This window comes from Pseudomonas sp. HT11 (assembly GCF_044875395.1).
Taxonomy (GTDB): Bacteria; Pseudomonadota; Gammaproteobacteria; order Pseudomonadales; family Pseudomonadaceae; genus Aquipseudomonas.
On sequence record NZ_CP173217.1, the window covers coordinates 4868040 to 4885348 of the forward strand.

Sequence of the window (17309 nt, forward strand, 5' to 3'; positions counted from 1 at the left end):
AAAAAACCTTTATCAGGGGATTGTTACAAAAACCGCCAATAGTGTTTATCAAAAGCACGGGTATATGAATATAACTCGCGAGCCTAAAATCAACTCCGCCAACAAGGCACAGTGATTAACAACGTAACAGCCCCCACGAAGGCAACGTTAATCCGAACTTCCCAACTCTTAAGTTACACACGCGGCCTCATAAGGGCCCCGTGACCCCTTTCGCCCTGAAGAAGGTAAGTAAAGAAATGAAAGCTCTCGTAGTTATGGCCCTCAGCAGCTTGTGCGCCACCGCCGCCCTGGCCGACGAGGCCCCGACCGAGCTGGCCGGCCAGAACGCCCCGATCGTTGAGGATTACACCTACAGCACTCACCTGGATGTTGCCAAAGTATTGTCCATGAGCACTGTTCCGGAAGTATGCCAAGTGGTACCGGTACAAATGGAATATGAAGACTCACACGGTCAACGCCATATTCTTAATTACCAAGTTATGGGCAACGGTTGTTCTAACGGGTAACAGGTTATTGAGTCAGGTTTAAACCCGGATCTTGGTCGCCGCAAGTAATCGTTCTTGCGGCCAAGAACCTATTTCGAACCCACTATGAAACAAATGTGGGAGCTGGCTTGCCTGCGATGGCAATTTCAGCCTTACCCACCTCCCAAAGCCCGCCACCTACCCGCCTCTGCTGCCCCCACAAAACCGATCCCACCGCCCGTCAAAAAATTCCTGTCCCGGCAAAGCCTTGCAAACACGCGCCTTGGCCGAAAACCAAGCCATTTTGGCGCTCAATCGTGACCATCCGCCGCAACACAAAGCCGAATTTTTCCCTATAATGCGCTGGTAAATCGGGCCTGCAATATCCCTTTACACTGGGATGAAGAGCCAGACCTTGAGCCTGCGCTGGAGCATGCACCTGTCGCTCCGCCCCTCAAGCCTCACGCAGAACACCCGTTACCCAATTCCGTTTAATGCCTGCGCGAGCTGTTGCAACAAACGATTCCTTAAGATCCACCGCGGCCTCTGGGCCGTGTGAACACCCAACCATCCGGTTTCACACGGGCACCTTTGAGCCCTCACGCAGGAGACGACACGTCATGCTGAGCTGGGACGAATTCGACAAAGAAGAAGAAGGCGAAGTAGCCGCTAAAGGCGCCAACGCCGGCCACGCCACCGAAGCCAACATGGACCGCCTCGACGGTGCCGGCGCCGCCGCCGCCATCGAAGCCCGCGCCGTCACCGCCAGTGACTCCGCCGCCATCGTGCGCGCCAAGGCCGCCCTCGACAAACTCGACGTCGCCGAAGGCCTCGCTGAGCTTGAAGGCTCCGCCGCCCGCGTCGCCGTTGACGAAAAGCGCATGATCAACTGCCGCGCCGACCTCAACCAACTCGTGCCCTTCAAGTACGACTGGGCCTGGCAAAAGTACCTCGACGGCTGCGCCAACCACTGGATGCCGCAAGAGGTCAACATGACCGCCGACATCGCCCTGTGGAAAAACCCCGAAGGCCTCACCGACGACGAACGCCGCATCGTCATGCGCAACCTCGGCTTCTTCTCCACCGCCGACTCCCTGGTCGCGAACAACCTGGTGCTGGCCGTGTACCGCCTGATCACCAACCCGGAGTGCCGCCAGTACATCCTGCGCCAGGCCTTCGAAGAAGCGATCCACACCCACGCCTACCAGTACTGCATCGAATCGCTGGCCATGGATGAAGGCGAGATCTTCAACATGTACCACGAGATTCCATCGGTCGCCAAAAAGGCCGCTTGGGGCCTGAAGTACACCCGTTCGATCTCCGATCCGAAGTTCGAAACCGGCACCGTCGAGACCGACAAAGAACTGCTGCGCAACCTGGTCGCTTACTACTGCGTCCTGGAAGGCATCTTCTTCTACTGCGGCTTCACCCAGATCCTGTCCATGGGCCGTCGCAACAAAATGACCGGCGTGGCCGAGCAGTTCCAGTACATCCTGCGCGATGAGTCGATGCACCTGAACTTCGGTATCGATGTGATCAACCAGATCAAAATCGAAAACCCACACTTGTGGGATGCCGAGATGAAGGAAGAGGCGACCCAGATGATCCTGCAAGGGACTCAGCTGGAGATTGAATATGCGCGGGATACCATGCCGCGTGGGGTGTTGGGCATGAATGCGGCGATGATGGAGGATTATCTGAAGTTCATCGCGAACCGTCGTTTGTCGCAGATTGGGTTGAAGGAAGAGTATCCAGGCACGACCAACCCGTTCCCTTGGATGAGCGAAATTATGGATTTGAAGAAAGAGAAGAATTTCTTCGAAACCCGTGTGATCGAGTACCAGACCGGCGGCGCGCTGAGCTGGGATTAATCCCTAAGTCGGCAACATCAAGAAGCCCTGACATGTTCAGGGCTTTTTTATGCTCAGTGATCTGAATATTCCCAAATTCAGAGACGGTCAAATCCCACCAGACTGTAGGAAATTTCGTAGACGCAATAATGGCTACTCAGTATCGTCCGAGGGTTTTCTACCCTCGGCGGCTGTATGGATATTACGAAAGAAAAAACGGACTGGAACGACGCTGAGCTGACAGCGGCGGTAGAGGCGTACTTGAAGATGTTGGCCTGGGAAAAGAGCGGCCAACCTTTCAACAAAGCACTCGAAAACCGCCTTCTGCGTGAAGGCCCGGTAGCGGGCCGTGCGAAGGGTTCTATTGAGTTTCGCATGCAAAATATCTCTACCGTGCTCGTCCGTATGGGCTGGGACCGCATCGAGGGCTATAAGCCCGCCAAAAATGTGGGCTCGGGCGTAGAGCAACGCATCCGCAATGCACTGGCCGCAAAGGGCGTGTTCGAATCAGAAGATGCTGCTCAAACGGCAGACGAGCAAACGCTGATCCGCCGCGCATCCAAACTGCAGCGACAACCCTTCCATAAGCTACCCGACGGCATAGCCCAGCCACAGAAGGTATCGACCGTCAGCACCGCCTTTGTCCGCGACCCAAAGGTACGCGCCTGGGTACTAAAAGAAGCCAACGGTATCTGCGAAGGCTGCGGTTCAAACGCGCCTTTCGAGGTCGACGGCCAGCCATTTCTTGAAGTACATCACGTCAAGCACCTCGCCCAGAAGGGTTCGGATCGCACCAGCAATGCTGTAGCCTTGTGCCCCAATTGCCATCAGCGTTGCCACCGGTCGAGTGACCGGGAGGCTTTCACCGAGTCGCTTTACGCCAAGATCGGAAGATTGGCACGGGAGTAAACTCCTGCTGTCACACCTGATGCACGCTTAATAAACACTAGATAGGACCGAGGCCAACCCGTGAACCCAGACATGCTCGAAGCCGGCCCAATGGACGCCAAAGTACTTTCCGTCTTTGACTTCGACGGCACCCTGACCCATCACGACAGTTTCGTGCCCTTCCTCAAGTTTGCCTTTGGCACCGGCGAGTTCTATGGCCGGATGGTGAAGCTGGCGGTGCCGGGGCTGCGCTTTTTGCTGCGGCAGATCAGTCGGGATGAGTTGAAGGCGCAGTTGATTCGCACCTTTATGACCGGGGTTGAGAAGGCGTGGGTTCAGCAGCAGGCTGAGGCGTATTGCCAGCGTACGTGGAGCAAGCTGATGCGCCCGACTGGGTTGCAGTCGGTGGCGGATGAGGTGAAGTCCGGGGCGGAGGTGACGTTGTGTTCGGCGTCGCCGGCGTTGGTGTTGCAGCCGTTTGCGAATCGGTTGGGGATCAAGTTGATTGGCACTGAGCTTGAGGTGGTCGACGGGGTGTTGACGGGCAAGCTCACGGGGAATAATTGCCGCTGTGAGAATAAGGTGCTGCGGCTTGAGGCGGTGTATGGGGATTTGGGCGATTATCGGCTCAGGGCCTGGGGCGATACCCGTGGGGATCGGGAGTTGTTGGCGGCGGCGCAGGATGCGCATTTTCGGCATTTTCATTCGAAGAAGAAGCAGGGCAAGTTGCAGCGGTGATGTGGGTGATGGGGTCGGCGGGTGGACCGAGGTGATCCCATCGCTGCCTCGCTGGGGCTCGAGAGCTCCCACATTTTGATCGGTGCAGGCCAGACAGCGCACTAGCATGGGGTGCTGGGGGTCGATACAAATAGCGGGGTCGGCAGCGGACCGAGTCGATCCCTTCGCTGCCTCGCTGGGGCTCGAGAGCTCCCACATTTGGGCTTTGTTGGCCTGTTGATCGTTGCTCGGCGGGGGTTATGTTGCGGCTTTGAGGTCTACGTCCAGGGCTGTGGCGAAGGCTTTTACCATTGGGCTTCTTGGCGCGTTGTGGCGCAGGATCAGGTTGAAGGCGGTGCTTAGGTGAACCTGCTCCGGGCACAGTGCGCGCAGGCGCCCTTCCCTGACCAGTGGCGCGGCGTAGTGTTCGGGCAGGAAGCCTAAGAAGCGGCCGGTGAGGATCAGGATGGCGACGGCTTCAACCTGTGAGGCCGAGGCGGACTGGCTGTCGTAGGTGACGAAGTTGGCTTTGTCGCGATGGATTGCATACCGGTGGTTGACCACTTCGTATTGGCGCAGCACTTCTGGCGTGATGTCGCTCGCGTTGAACAGTGGGTGTCCTACGGCGCAGTAGGCGTGGGCTTTTTCTTCGTACAACGGGAAGTAGTCGAACTCTTCGCGGCGTTGATACACCGGGACGATGCCGACGATCAGCCGCCCTTCCACCACGCCGCGCTCAACTTCGTCCAGTTGCGAGGCATGTAGGCGCAATCTAATTTTTGGCGATTCGCTGTGTAATTTCCCTAATGCGGTAATTAGCGGCGAATTAACGTCGGAGACGGTGTTATCAATAACGCCCACACTTAGGTCGCCGATCAGTTCATTTTGCGCCGAACTAAGCTTGTCTCTGAAACTGTCCACCGAGGTAAATAACTCGATGGAAGCCTGATACACCAACTTGCCTTCTTCGGTCAGGCCAAAGCCTTCCCGGCCCCTTGTACACAGGCGCATGCCGATGCGAATTTCAAGGTCGGAGATCTGCTTGCTGATGGCCGCCAGGCCCACGTTCAGCTCGTTTTGCGCGGCGCTGAAGCCGCCGGCTTCGACCACGGCCATGAACACGCGCAGTAATTTGAAGTCCAGCCCGCTCAGTTGCAGGGGCGGTCGTGTGCCGGGTTTTGGCGGCATGTTTCCAGAAGTGGAAAGTGGGGTTTCCATAATACGCGTTGACCTCAAGTGCCATATTCAACAGGCTTCAACCCAATCCTTGAACATAGCCAGGCGGCGATAATGGCCGTAAACATCTGCCCTTGGCAACCTTGAATATAGCGGGTTGAACAGCACACAGAGGCTGATTTAACACCCGTAAAAACCTGACACTACGATCAGGTCTTTTTAGTTTTTTACTGCCTCCGACTCTTCTAAAAACAAGCGTGAGGAATACCGATGTCCCAGCCCACCGACCGCCTTTGGGGTGCTCGTTTCAAGACCGGCCCGTCTGCTGCATTGGCCGCGTTGTCGCGTTGCCCTGAGCGCTATTTTCGCCTGACGCCCTACGACCTGGCCGGCTCCCGTGCCCATGCCCGCGAGTTGCAACGCGCCGGTTTGCTGGATGACTCCGAGACCCTGCGCACCCTCGAAGCCCTGGACCGCATCGGTGAGGACTTCGCCGCCGGCCGCCTGCATCCAACCCTGGATGACGAGGACGTGCACACCTTTATCGAACGCGTATTGACCGAACGCCTGGGCGCCCTGGGTGGCAAGTTGCGCGCCGGGCGTTCGCGTAACGATCAGACCGCCAATGATCTGCGCCTTTTCCTACGCGACCATGCGCGCATCATCACCACTGAGGTGTTGGGTTTGCAGCAGGCGTTGGTAGAGCAGGCTGAGCAGCATGTGGAGAGCATTTGCCCGGGCTTCACGCACTTGCAGCAGGCGCAACCGATTGTGTTTGCCCACCATTTGCTCGCCCATGCGCAATCGATGCTGCGCGATGTGCAGCGCCTGGTGGATTGGGATGCGCGCACGGCGTTGTCACCGTTGGGTGCTGCGGCCATGGCAGGCTCGGCGATTGCGCGTCAGCCAGAGCATTCGGCCAAGGAAATGGGCTACACCGGGCCGTGCGAAAACTCTATCGACGCTGTCGCCAGCCGCGACCATGTGGCGGAGTTCCTGTTTGTGGCGGGCATGCTCGGGGTGAATATTTCGCGGCTGTCGGAGGAGTTTTGCCTGTGGTCGTCGCGCCAGTTTCGCTGGGTGGTGCTGGACGATGCCTACGCCACTGGCAGCTCGATCATGCCGCAGAAAAAGAACCCGGACATTGCCGAACTGGCGCGAGGCAAGGCTGGGCGCTTGATTGGCAACCTGACCGGGTTGATGTCGACGCTCAAGTCGTTGCCGCTGTCGTACAACCGCGATTTGAGTGAAGACAAGCACAGTGTGTTGGACAGTGTGGACACCTTGTTGCTGGTGCTGCCAGCGATGGCCGGGATGGTTGCGACGATGAAGGTGCAAGTTGAAGAGCTGCGGCGTCAGGCGCCGATGGGCTTCACCTTGGCGACTGAGGTGGCGGATTGGTTGGCCACGCGCGGTGTGCCGTTCAAGGAGGCGCATGAGATTACCGGCGCCTTGGTGCAAGCCTGTGAGAAACACGAGATTGAGTTGTGGGAAGCCTCACCGGCGATGTTGGCAGAGGTGGATGCCCGGCTGCTGCCGGAGGTGCGGGACTGCTTGACCCTGGAAGCTGCGATTGCGGCGCGCAGTGGTTGGGGTGGGACGGCGCCGGAGCGGGTTCGGGAACAGATTGGGCGGTTGAAGACTGCCTTGGCTGAGCAGCAGACATGGGCTGAGAGTTATCAGGGGTTTCGGATTTAAACCTGGGCCTTTGTGGTGAGTTTGCTGGCGCTTTCGCAGGCAAGCCAGCTCCCACATTTGGACCGTGTTTTAACAGTTGGATCGAGTACAGCAGTGGAGTAGCACCATGAACCAAACCCCGGCGGAGCGCTTGGAAGCTGAGCGCAAGTTGTCCGAGAACCAGTTCGATATCACGCAGTACGAGCACGTACCGCGTCGTTATTACGGGCGGATGTTTTTTGCCACGTTGATCGTGATCGCACTGGCCGCGTTGTTGCGCGCCTTTGCCAATGGCCAGATCGAATGGTCCTACATCGGGCAGTTCCTCACGTCTGAGGCCATTCTGTGGGGCCTGGTGAACACCATCGTCATGTCGATTCTGGCAATGGCGCTGGGCGTGGTCATCGGCGTGATCACGGCGATCATGCGCATGTCGGCCAACCCGATCCTGCGCTACGTGGCCATCACTTACACCTGGCTGTTCCGCGGTACGCCGCTGATTCTGCAGCTGTTGCTGTGGTTCAACCTGGCGCTGATTTTCCCGGTGATCGCCATACCCGGCCTGTTCAGCATCGACACCGTCGACCTGATGACGCCATTCGTGGCCGCGCTGCTCGGCCTCAGCATCAACCAGGGCGCCTACACCGCCGAAGTGGTGCGCGCGGGTTTACTGTCGGTCGACACTGGCCAGTACGAAGCCGCCAAGTCCATCGGCATGCCAAGCCTGCAAGCGCTGCGTAGGGTAATTCTGCCGCAGGCGATGCGAGTGATCATTCCGCCTGTAGGCAACGAGTTCATCAGCATGGTGAAAATGACCAGCCTGGCCAGTGTGATCCAGTATTCGGAGCTGCTGCACAACGCGCAAAACATCTACTACGCCAACGCCCGCGTCATGGAGCTGCTGATTGTGGCCGGCATCTGGTACCTGGCGGTGGTGACTGTTCTTTCATTTGGTCAAAGCCGCCTCGAGCGTCGTTTTGCCCGCGGCGCCGGCAAGCGTTCGTAAGTCTGGGTTGAGGAGATTTGCCCCATGAGAAGCATCGTCAAGGCCGTCAACCTGAACAAGTATTACGACGAGTATCACGCGCTGCGCGACATCAATATCGAGGTCGAGCAAGGCGAAGTCATGTGCATCATCGGCCCGTCCGGCTCGGGTAAAAGCACGTTGCTGCGCTGCGTCAACCAGCTGGAAAAGATCGACAAGGGTGGCCTGTGGGTCGACGGCGAACTGGTCGGTTACCGCGTCGTCGGCAACAAGCTGCACGAGATGAATGAATCGCAGATTGCCCGCCAGCGCCTGGCGACCGGCATGGTGTTCCAGCGCTTCAATCTGTTCCCGCACATGACCGTGTTGCAAAACATCATCGAAGGCCCGGTGCAGGTGCTCAAGCGCTCGCCCAAGGAAGCCATCGAAGACGCGCTGGAGTTGCTGGCCCGCGTCGGCCTGGCGGACAAGCGCAATGCCTACCCGGTGGAATTGTCCGGCGGCCAGCAACAGCGTGTGGCCATTGCCCGCGCGCTGGCGATGCGCCCCAAGTTGATGTTGTTTGACGAGCCCACGTCAGCCCTCGACCCGGAGCTTGTAGGCGAAGTGCTGTCGGTGATGCGCGATTTGGCCACCACCGGCATGACCATGATCGTGGTCACCCATGAGTTGGGCTTCGCCCGCGAAGTCTCCAACCGCATGGTGTTTATGGACGCCGGCCAGATTGTGGAAGCCGGCAGCCCTGAAGAAATTCTAATAAGCCCACAAAACCCGCGTACCCAAAGCTTTATTTCTGCCGTTCGCACTTAACTAAAAAACTAACGAGAACGCCCCCATGAAAAAATTGTTTATCCCAACGTTGCTCGCAGGCCTGATGGCCTCCTCGTGTGTATTCGCGGCATTGCCGGCGGCAATCAAGGACAAGGGTGAGATCAGCGCGGCCATCGTGCCGAACTACCCGCCGATGGATTTCAAAGACACCGCCACCAACAAACTCACCGGCCTTGACTTCGACCTGGGCAACGCCCTGGCCGAGCGCCTGGGCGTGAAGATCAAGTGGCAGGAGACCGGCTTCGAGCAGATGCTCAGCGGCCTGACCACCAAGCGCGTCGACATCGTACTGTCAGGCATGAGTGACACCGCCGAGCGCCAGAAGGCCGTGACCTTCATCGACTACTTCACCAGCGGCCCGCAGCTGTACACCCTGGCCAAGCGTGAAGACCTCAAGGAATTGACTGACCTGTGCGGTAAAAAAGTCGGCACCAGCCGCCGTACCACCTGGCCGTCGGAAATTGCCGCGTGGAGCAAGGAAAACTGCGAAGCGGCGGGTAAGCCAGCGGTCGTGGTGATCGGCACTGAAGGCTCTGCGGATGCGCGTGCGCAGTTGCAGCAGAACCGTTTGGACGCGGCGATGCAGGGCAGCGAGACGATTCCTTATTTGATGTCGTTGGACAAGGGCAAGTACAAGCCGGTGGGCCTGGCGATTTCCAAGCAGTTCACGGGGCTGGGGATTGAGAAAAGCAACACCGAATTGGTCACGGCGATCAGTGAGGCGTTGCAGGGCATGATTGATGATGGCACGTACGGCAAGATCCTGAAGAAGTGGGATCTGGAACAGGGTGCGGTTGAAAAAATCAGCATCAATGCCGGGCAGTAAACACTGCAAAAACCTGTGGGAGCTGGCTTGCCTGCGATAGCGGTGGGTCAGCTTGCATCTGCATTGCCTGACTCACCGCCATCGCGGGCAAGCCCGCTCCCACATTTGAATTGTGTTGTATTGGAAAATTAATAAGGACATCCGCCCCACCGTGGCCACCTACTCCCTGGTAATCCGCCGCCTGATGATCTGCTCGGTGACCATCGTCGTCAGCCGCGCCATGACCAGTCCGCTGCTGGCCCTTTGGCTGAGCACGCGCCTGGGCCTCAACCAGCAGGACATCGGCTTGCTGATGGGCATCGCCGTGTTCATCGCCACGTTGCTCGGCCTCTATGGCGGCTACGTCATTGACCGCCTGGAAAAGCGCAAGCTGCTAATCCTGGCCATGCTTTCCAGCGCCATCGGATTTTTGTTGCTGACCTTTGCCAGCAACCTCTACCTCACCACCCTGACCCTGGTGATTACTGAAGCCGCGTCGGCACTGTTCCTGATCGGCTCCAAGGCCATCATCAGCGAAAACCTGCCGGTGGGCGACCGCGCCAAAGTGTTTTCCCTGCGCTACACCCTGACCAACGTCGGCTATGCCACCGGCCCAATGGTGGGTGTGGTGATCGCCGGGCAGATCCCCTGGGCGCCGTTCCTGATCGCCAGCGCCATCGCCCTGGGCAGTGTGTTCCTGATGATCGGCATTGCGCCGACCCAACGCGACAACAGCAACAAACCCCTGAGTTTTCTCACGACCCTGCGCACGCTACGCAGCGACCGCACGCTGATCCTGTTCACCAGCGGCAGCCTGTTGAGCACCATTGTCCACGGGCGCTATACGCTTTATCTGTCACAGTTTCTGCTGGTGGCCTACAAGCCCGCCGAGGCGCTGAAGATTCTGTCGGCGGTGCTGGCCTGCAACGCCATCACCGTGATTTTGATGCAGTACCAGATCGGCCGTTTTCTCAAACGTGAACAGCTGCGCTACTGGATTGTGCTGGGCACGTTGTTGTTCATTGTCGGGCTGATCGGTTTCAGTCTGGCGGACAGCCTGGTGACCTGGTGCCTGGCGATGTTCGTGTTCACCTTGGGCGAGATGATCATTTACCCCTCGGAATTCCTGTTCATCGACACCATCGCCCCGGACGCGCTGCGCGGCAGTTATTACGGTGCACAAAACCTGGCGGCATTTGGCGGGGCGATGAGCCCGGTCATCTGCGGTTACCTGCTGATCAATGCGGCGCCGGTCAGCATGTTCTATGCCCTCGGCGCATTGACCGCGATAGGCGGCACCTTGTGTTTCCTGAGTGGGCGGCGTGTAGCCGGTACACCGCCTCTCTAATGTGGGAGCTGGCTTGCCTGCGATAACGGTGGGCCAGCTTGCCTATCCATAACTTGACACACCGCTTTCGCAGGCAAGCCAGCTCGCACATTTTTTGCTCTGCGTAGCGGCTTCTATTTGCGTAATATCCAGCCACTCATCTCACGGACCCGAGCCCCATGAAATTCGACACGGCCTACAGCCTGAGTCTCGATGACAAACTGTCGATTTACGACGTACGAGACCTGAATTTCGACGAAACCAGCCCTTTCGACTCCGACAAGGACAGCTTCCTGTGCCCCAACGATGAATGCCGCGCAGCGTTCGATGCGGGCAATGCGCTCAGCACCTTCAACGCAAAAAACGTCAACTATCAGCGCACGCCGCACTTCAAGAACAAGGCCAGTACCCAGCACATTGACGGCTGCCGCTACGCCAGCACGCACAAGACTGCGACCGGCGAAACCGATGACGAGCGCGAGGATAATTTCCCATCGGAATGGGTCCTGACACGGCGCCAGTACGAGCGCAAGCCGGCCGTGACCGGCACCGAAGCCGGCATCCCACACGATCCCACGAAGGTTGCGTCTACTCGTACCGGTTCGTCCCACAGCGCCAGCGACGCTACCCCAGACAAAACCAGCGTGTTCGCCCACCCGGTGGAATGCTATGTGTCGAATATCGACGACAAAGACAAGCTCAAGAGCATGCCGCTGAAGATCGGCGATCACACGGCAACCTACTGGACGTTTTTCAAGAAGATCGAGTACCTGCAGGACAACAACGGCCTGATCTACTGGGGCAAAATCAAAGAGATCAAGGACTACACCGCCAGCTTTCGCATCGATTTCGAAAAGAAAGTGTGGCTCGACAAGAAGCCCTACTCGGTCAACGTCTACCTGAGCAAAAAACTCATCGAAAACTACCGCAAGCGCACGGCGTTCCTGGAACAGATCAAGGCGGCGGCAGACAGTAAAAAGGCGCTGTACTGCTTCTTTTATGGGGTCACGCCGCAATTGAAACAGGTGCCAAGCAAGAAAAACCCCGAGCAGACATTCGGGGTTTTCAGCGCGAATATCGAGAACCTGGATCACTTGATCATTCGAGAAGCGCCGGGCGTGGAATAAAGCGCGACTGAAACGCCATTAAAAAAATCCAGTTGATGAGCGGTCAAAACAACTGTACAAAAAAACAGTATAGTTTGCCTTCCCCCGTCGAACCTGGAGAACCCCCCATGTCCTCTCTGGCAATGAGCTCTTTCGTAGAACAGCAGATCGTCCTGCACCAATTCACCGCCAAGCACAGCGTGCAGGCCCGCGCGATGCTCGGTTGGAGCCGAGAAGAACTGGCCCGCCAAGCCGGGCTGGCGGTTGAAACGGTGCAACGCTTTGAAAGCCAGGGCGATGTAGATGATGAAACCCGCCTGGTATTGGCCTTTCGGCTGGAAGCCGAGGGGCTGGTGTTTTTCCCGGGGTTTGCGCCGGGTTGGGGCATGAGTGCGCGCAAGTTCGACAAGGCCCCGGCCGAGCCCGCGGCACAAGGCATCATTTCGCGCTTGATGGGCTCAACAGCGGCATCAATTGATTCACCAGCGCCTCAACCGAATGGTGCGTAGCGTCCAGCCGGATCACCGGGCAGGTCAGTGGCTTCAGCCAGCTTTCATGCCGACGCAGGCTTCGTAGGCTGTGGTTACCATCATCGTAACGAGCAGCCCAGGCGAGAAACGCGACGCTGTTTTCATGGCGGCTGCCGCCCTCCAGAATCCGGTCACCATAGCGCTGCTCTTCGCGCAGCCGCAGGCGGTGCAGGCGAACCTGCGGGTCTACACGCAGGAACACCACATGGGTGAACTGCGGGATCATGGCATCGCCCCATCCGCACACTGAGCCGGACAGCACCCAGCCTTCGAGGCCGGCACTTTGTTCCTGTAACAGACGCGTGCGTTCATCCCGTAGCCGAGCGACGGTGAACGGTTCCGGAGTTTGCTGCCAGAAGAAGTCGTCGGAGTCGAAATAAACCACATTCAAGCGTTCGGCCAAGGCTTTGCCCAAGGTCGTAGTGCCTGCGCCTGCAGCGCGCGGCGCATCATTTGTGGCGGCTGGCCGAAGGCACGCAGGAAGGCGCGACGCATGCGCTCCGGGTCACCGAAACCGGTGTCGCGGGCAATGATGTCGATGGGGTGGTCGCCGGATTCAAGCATCAGGCGCGCCGCTTAAATGCGCAGGCGTTCGATCGCCTTGGCCGGGGTGTGGCCGGTTTCGCTGCGAAACAGACGGCTGAACTGGCGCGGACTAAGGTGCGCGACGTCGGCCAGCCGTTCAACCGAAAGCTCTTCCTGCAAATGCTGGCGGGCGAAGACCAGGGCGGTTTGCACGCGGTCGGACTTGGGGTCGATGTCCAGCAGCGCGGAAAATTGCGACTGGCCGCCCGCGCGGCGATGGTAGATCACCAACTTGCGCGCGACCTCGCGGGCCACCTCTACACCCAGGTCGTTTTCGACAAGTGCCAGGGCCAGGTCGAGGCAGGCGGTCATGCCGGCAGAAGTCCAGAGTGGGCCGTCGACAGTGAAGATGCGGTCTTCTTCAAGCCTCACTTTGGGATAAGCCTGCCGAAAGGCACGGGCGTGGTACCAGTGAGTGGTTGCCTTGCGGCCTTCCAGCAGCCCGGCCGCCGCCAGGTGGAAAGAGCCGGTGCAGGCAGAAGTCACACGACGCGACGTCACCACTGCGTGCTGCAAGTAGCTGAGCAGGCCAGGCGTGGCGTCGAGTACTTCGTTATCGCCCACTACCAATACCGTGTCGTACGGACCAAAGGGCACCGTATCAATGGCAAAACCCATGGAGCTTTTGACCGGCCCGCCCTCCTCGGATACCAGGTCTACCCGATAGAACGGCTGTTCCACTTCCAGATTGGCGAATTCAAACACCGTACTGGTGCTCAGGCTGAGCATCTGAAAACCCGGAAACAGCAAAATACCGACAGACACCATGGCCAAACCTCATGTCTCTAAAGGAGGGATATACGACATTGCAGCCATGACATTACACCCATAATCTTGGTTGCAACAAGGCCCTCCTTCCTTGGCCCTCCTGGAGCAACTGCAATGACTCAATCCAAAGGTTATGCGCTGATCACCGGCGCTTCTTCGGGCATTGGCGCCACCTACGCCGATCGCCTGGCTCGCCAGGGTTACGATCTGATATTGGTGGCGCGTAACCAGCACCGACTGGAGCGGCTGGCGACTCAGCTCAACGCCGATACCCAACGGGATATCCAAGTGGTGGTGGCCGACCTGAACCTGCCGGCCGATCTGGCCCGTATCGAACAGATCCTGCACGACGACAGCCGCATCAGCCTGTTGGTGAACAACGCCGGCATCGGTGCCACCGCGCCCTTGCTCGACAGCGATGCGGACAAGATGGAGGCAATGATCCTGCTCAATGTGCTGGCCCTGACCCGCCTGGCCAAAGCCGCAGCAACCAACTTTGTCGCCCAGGGTCGCGGCACCCTGATCAACATCGGCTCGATCGTGGCGGTCGCACCCAAGTTGCTGAATGGTGTTTACGGGGGCACCAAAGCGTTTGTGCAGGCGTTTTCCGAATCACTCGAGCATGAGCTGAGCGACAAGGGTGTACGGGTTCAAGTGGTGTTGCCCGGTGCCACCGCCACCGAGTTTTGGGACGTTGCCGGCCTGCCGGTGAGCAACCTGCCCGAGACAATGGTCATGACTACGCAAAACCTGGTGGACGCCGCATTGGCAGGGCTCGCACAAGGTGAGAGGGTCACCATCCCGTCACTGCCTGACAGCTTGGATTGGGACGCTTACGAAACCGCGCGCCTGGCCTTGGGACCAAACCTGTCACACAGCAGCCCGGCCCCACGTTACGGCGTGTAGTCAGCGAATAGACTGAAGCCCAGGTCAGTGGCCGCCTGGGCCGCCGGCGCTGATCTGTCGATAGGCGCGCAGCAACGCGTGCAATGCATCGCGAGACCCTCGAGCGCCATAAAACCAAAGCTTCGTGTCCTCTGCCAACGGCTCGCAAACGGCGGGATACCCGCTTATGCACGCACTATGAAACGCCGCACATTGATCGTCAGACACCAAGGCATCAAGACGATGCCTGGTCACCAGATCGTCGATTTCACGTGTCTGCAAAGAGAATTGAAGGCTGTGGTCTGCACGTCGTGCATCTACCGGTACCAATTGCGCACCGGCCTGTTGCAGGATATCGAACGCTCGGCTCAAGGCTGCGCTGTGTTCAATGGCTTCGTAATGGGCCCCGTGCACATACCGGTCAGCGAACCCGATGCGCCACCCTGCGAGCACCTTGGCAGCGGTAAAGGTGCTGTTATTGCGTACCAGAGCCACTTCAACCATCACAGGCCCTGTGGGCTCGATACCACTCAAGGCGACGAGTAACAGCGCAGGGTCTCGCTCGGGTTTTAGCAGCGGGGCCACGGCGTTGTAACCGGGAATGAGTGCGAAGCCCTTTGGAGGGTCAGCGCCGAAGACGATACCGCCCAGGTTGGCTTTATCGGTGTGGGCCTGGGCCGGCGCAGCGTTCGCGCCGCCCGCTTCACCCGCTTCCGGCAAGGAAGGCCCAAGTCGACAAGGCAAGCCCAACCGCCAATGCTCCCTACAGTTTTTTTCCATCAGAACCTGCACCCCGACAATGACCGTGCGGGATCATCGCACTCTCATCGAAGGGTTGTCGCAGGGCTGAAATACCCTGAAAACTCATTTTCCTACGGCCCCAAACTTCAGCCCGCCGCGTGCTCTTTCGCACCTTGCGTTTCCACGTCCAACCACCACGCATGCCCACGCTCAGGCTGGTTCAGATTGAACGCCTGCCCCATCGCCGGCGTGGTAATCGAAACGTTGCTCTCCCAGGCCAGGGCCATGATGCGGTCGAACGGCTCGTGCCAGGCATGGAACGCCAGGTCGAACGTGCCGTTGTGAATCGGCAACAGCCAACGGCCTTTAAGGTCGATATGCGCCTGCAAGGTTTGCTCCGGCTGCATGTGCACATGGGGCCAGTCGACGTTGTAAGCACCTGTTTCCATCAGCGTGAGATCAAACGGGCCGTATTGTTCGCCGATGCGTTTGAAACCGTCGAAATAACCGGTGTCGCCACTGAAAAACACCCGCCGCGCACCGTCGATCATCACCCAGGAACACCACAGGGTCTGGTTGCCGTCAAACAGACCGCGCCCGGAAAAGTGCTGGGCCGGCGTGGCGATAAAGCGAATGCCATCGACCTCGGTGCCTTGCCACCAATCCAGTTGCCTGACTTTGCTGGCGTCCACACCCCACTTCACCAGGGTGTCGCCCACACCCAGCGGGGCGAGAAAGTAGCGGGTTTTGTCGGCCAGCTGGACCACGGCCTTATGGTCCAGATGGTCATAGTGATTGTGCGAAAGAATCACCGCTTCCAGCGGCGGCAAGTCTTCAAGGCTGATGGGCGGCTGATGGAAGCGCTTGGGCCCGGCCCAACTGAACGGTGAGGCACGCTCGGCAAACACCGGGTCGGTGAGCCAGAACTTACCGCGCATTTTCAGCAACACGGTGGAATGCCCCAAACGGAACACGCTGTGATCGGGAGCGGCCAACAGCTGCTCGCGTGTCAGCGGTTGCACCGGAATCTTGCCCACGGGGCGCGTGCTGCGCGGCTTGTTGAAAAGCATGTTCCAGAAAATCCGCAACGTCTTGCCAAAGCCGCCGTGCTGCACTGGGGCATCGTTGGTGAAATGCCCTTGCTCCTGCTCGGCAGGCTTGAGTGCTTCAGGCGAAGGGTCGAGACGGCTTGAAATCGTGGCCATTACAGAGTGACTCCTGGGGTCCGCTCATAAATTACACTGCACAGTGTAGTTTCTAGATTGCAACAAAACCCGGAGCAAGTAAACTACCGAGTGTAATTTCATCCAAGAGCCGAACGCATTCCATGACTGCTCCCCAACGCCTCACCGACCGCAAGCGCGAAGCCATCGTGGCAGCGGCCATCACCGAGTTTCGGGCTAACGGGTTCGAGGTCACCAGCATGGACAAAATCGCCGCCACCGCCGGTGTTTCCAAGCGCACGGTCTACAACCACTTTCCCAGCAAGGAAGAGTTGTTTGCAGAAATCCTGCACCAATTGTGGGCCAGCAGCGTCGCCCAGCTGGACGCCAGCTACGCCAGTGACCGCCCCCTGCGCGAGCAATTGCGCGGTTTGCTGCAGGCGAAGATGCAGATGATGTCGGACGCCAATTTCCTCGACCTGGCCCGCGTCGCGATCGCCGCCACCATTCATTCGCCCGAACGCGCGCAAGACATGGTCAACCGCTTGAGCAAGCGCGAGGAAGGCTTCACCCAGTGGGTACGCGCGGCCCAGGAAGATGGCCGCCTGGCCTGCACCGACCCGGCCTTTGCGGCCCATCAGATCCAGAGCCTGCTCAAGGCGTTCGCCTTCTGGCCGCAAATTACCCTGGGCCAACCTACCCTCGACGCTGCCAGCCAGGCCAGCGTTATCGAATCGGCCATCGACCTGTTCCTGGCCGGCTACGAAGTCAGCCCTGCCCGTTCGCAATAAAGCCTGTTGCATGAGCGACA

17 protein-coding genes and 1 pseudogene are annotated in these 17309 nt (G+C 58.7%); 13 read left to right on the forward strand and 5 right to left on the reverse strand.

Annotated elements, in window-relative coordinates:
• The first annotated feature begins 236 nt into the window (after positions 1-236).
• The 4 genes from ABWL43_RS22460 (at position 237) to ABWL43_RS22475 (ending at position 3940) form a co-directional block, all read left to right on the forward strand.
• Positions 237-506, forward strand: a complete 270-nt coding sequence (locus tag ABWL43_RS22460; protein ID WP_145159385.1) for a DUF2790 domain-containing protein — start codon at positions 237-239, stop codon at positions 504-506.
• Positions 507-1084: 578 nt separating this feature from the next.
• Complete coding sequence (locus ABWL43_RS22465; protein ID WP_032879817.1) at positions 1085-2335, forward strand: ribonucleotide-diphosphate reductase subunit beta; 1251 nt, start codon at positions 1085-1087, stop codon at positions 2333-2335.
• A gap of 174 nt (positions 2336-2509) precedes the next feature.
• A complete protein-coding gene (locus tag ABWL43_RS22470; protein WP_262208550.1) occupies positions 2510-3223 on the forward strand; it encodes an HNH endonuclease signature motif containing protein in 714 nt (237 codons plus the stop codon).
• A gap of 72 nt (positions 3224-3295) precedes the next feature.
• Positions 3296-3940 (forward strand): HAD-IB family hydrolase, encoded by a 645-nt coding sequence (locus tag ABWL43_RS22475; RefSeq protein ID WP_145159589.1) that lies wholly within the window; start codon positions 3296-3298, stop codon positions 3938-3940.
• A 237-nt stretch (positions 3941-4177) separates the two neighbouring features.
• Here the strand turns inward: ABWL43_RS22475 and ABWL43_RS22480 are convergent, their stop codons facing one another.
• A complete protein-coding gene (locus ABWL43_RS22480) occupies positions 4178-5137 on the reverse strand; it encodes a LysR family transcriptional regulator (protein ID WP_242196216.1) in 960 nt (319 codons plus the stop codon).
• A 228-nt stretch (positions 5138-5365) separates the two neighbouring features.
• On the opposite strand from ABWL43_RS22480, the gene argH reads away from it, so the two are divergent.
• The 7 genes from argH (at position 5366) to ABWL43_RS22515 (ending at position 12335) form a co-directional block, all read left to right on the forward strand.
• Positions 5366-6793 carry an argininosuccinate lyase gene (gene argH / locus ABWL43_RS22485; RefSeq protein WP_404484434.1) on the forward strand — a complete coding sequence of 476 codons (1428 nt, stop codon included), beginning with the start codon at positions 5366-5368 and terminating at the stop codon, positions 6791-6793.
• A gap of 106 nt (positions 6794-6899) precedes the next feature.
• Entirely contained in the window at positions 6900-7778 is an 879-nt protein-coding gene (locus ABWL43_RS22490) for an amino acid ABC transporter permease (RefSeq protein ID WP_017134649.1), read from the forward strand.
• A gap of 24 nt (positions 7779-7802) precedes the next feature.
• Entirely contained in the window at positions 7803-8567 is a 765-nt protein-coding gene (locus ABWL43_RS22495) for an amino acid ABC transporter ATP-binding protein (protein WP_119741579.1), read from the forward strand.
• A 25-nt stretch (positions 8568-8592) separates the two neighbouring features.
• Positions 8593-9414, forward strand: a complete 822-nt coding sequence (locus ABWL43_RS22500) for an ABC transporter substrate-binding protein (protein WP_145159393.1) — start codon at positions 8593-8595, stop codon at positions 9412-9414.
• Between the two features lie 151 nt (positions 9415-9565).
• Positions 9566-10741: an MFS transporter gene (locus ABWL43_RS22505; protein WP_404484438.1), complete on the forward strand. Its 1176-nt coding sequence runs from the start codon at positions 9566-9568 to the stop codon at positions 10739-10741.
• A gap of 158 nt (positions 10742-10899) precedes the next feature.
• Positions 10900-11847, forward strand: coding sequence for a hypothetical protein (locus tag ABWL43_RS22510; RefSeq protein ID WP_404484441.1), 948 nt, complete (start codon positions 10900-10902; stop codon positions 11845-11847).
• A 107-nt stretch (positions 11848-11954) separates the two neighbouring features.
• Complete coding sequence (locus tag ABWL43_RS22515) at positions 11955-12335, forward strand: multiprotein-bridging factor 1 family protein (protein WP_404484444.1); 381 nt, start codon at positions 11955-11957, stop codon at positions 12333-12335.
• On the opposite strand, the gene ABWL43_RS22520 is transcribed toward ABWL43_RS22515, so the two are convergent.
• Entirely contained in the window at positions 12265-12771 is a 507-nt protein-coding gene (locus ABWL43_RS22520) for a hypothetical protein (protein WP_404484446.1), read from the reverse strand. The two genes, ABWL43_RS22515 and ABWL43_RS22520, sit on opposite strands and share 71 nt — an antisense overlap.
• Positions 12744-13709, reverse strand: a pseudogene (locus tag ABWL43_RS22525) (GlxA family transcriptional regulator). Before ABWL43_RS22525 ends, ABWL43_RS22520 begins: the two are co-directional and overlap by 28 nt.
• Before the next feature lie 114 nt (positions 13710-13823).
• Here ABWL43_RS22525 and ABWL43_RS22530 point away from each other — a divergent pair.
• Complete coding sequence (locus tag ABWL43_RS22530; protein ID WP_262208560.1) at positions 13824-14615, forward strand: SDR family oxidoreductase; 792 nt, start codon at positions 13824-13826, stop codon at positions 14613-14615.
• Between the two features lie 24 nt (positions 14616-14639).
• Here the strand turns inward: ABWL43_RS22530 and ABWL43_RS22535 are convergent, their stop codons facing one another.
• Together ABWL43_RS22535 and ABWL43_RS22540 are read right to left on the reverse strand one after the other, a co-directional pair.
• Positions 14640-15374, reverse strand: a complete 735-nt coding sequence (locus ABWL43_RS22535) for a hypothetical protein (RefSeq protein WP_404484449.1) — start codon at positions 15372-15374, stop codon at positions 14640-14642.
• A 107-nt stretch (positions 15375-15481) separates the two neighbouring features.
• On the reverse strand, positions 15482-16540 hold the full coding sequence (locus tag ABWL43_RS22540) for an MBL fold metallo-hydrolase (protein ID WP_404484452.1): 1059 nt from the start codon (positions 16538-16540) through the stop codon (positions 15482-15484).
• 122 nt (positions 16541-16662) lie between these two features.
• On the opposite strand from ABWL43_RS22540, the gene ABWL43_RS22545 reads away from it, so the two are divergent.
• The gene (locus ABWL43_RS22545) at positions 16663-17289 is read left to right on the forward strand and encodes a TetR/AcrR family transcriptional regulator (protein WP_145159411.1); all 627 of its coding nucleotides are present in this window, start codon (positions 16663-16665) and stop codon (positions 17287-17289) included.
• Positions 17290-17309 lie beyond the last annotated feature (20 nt).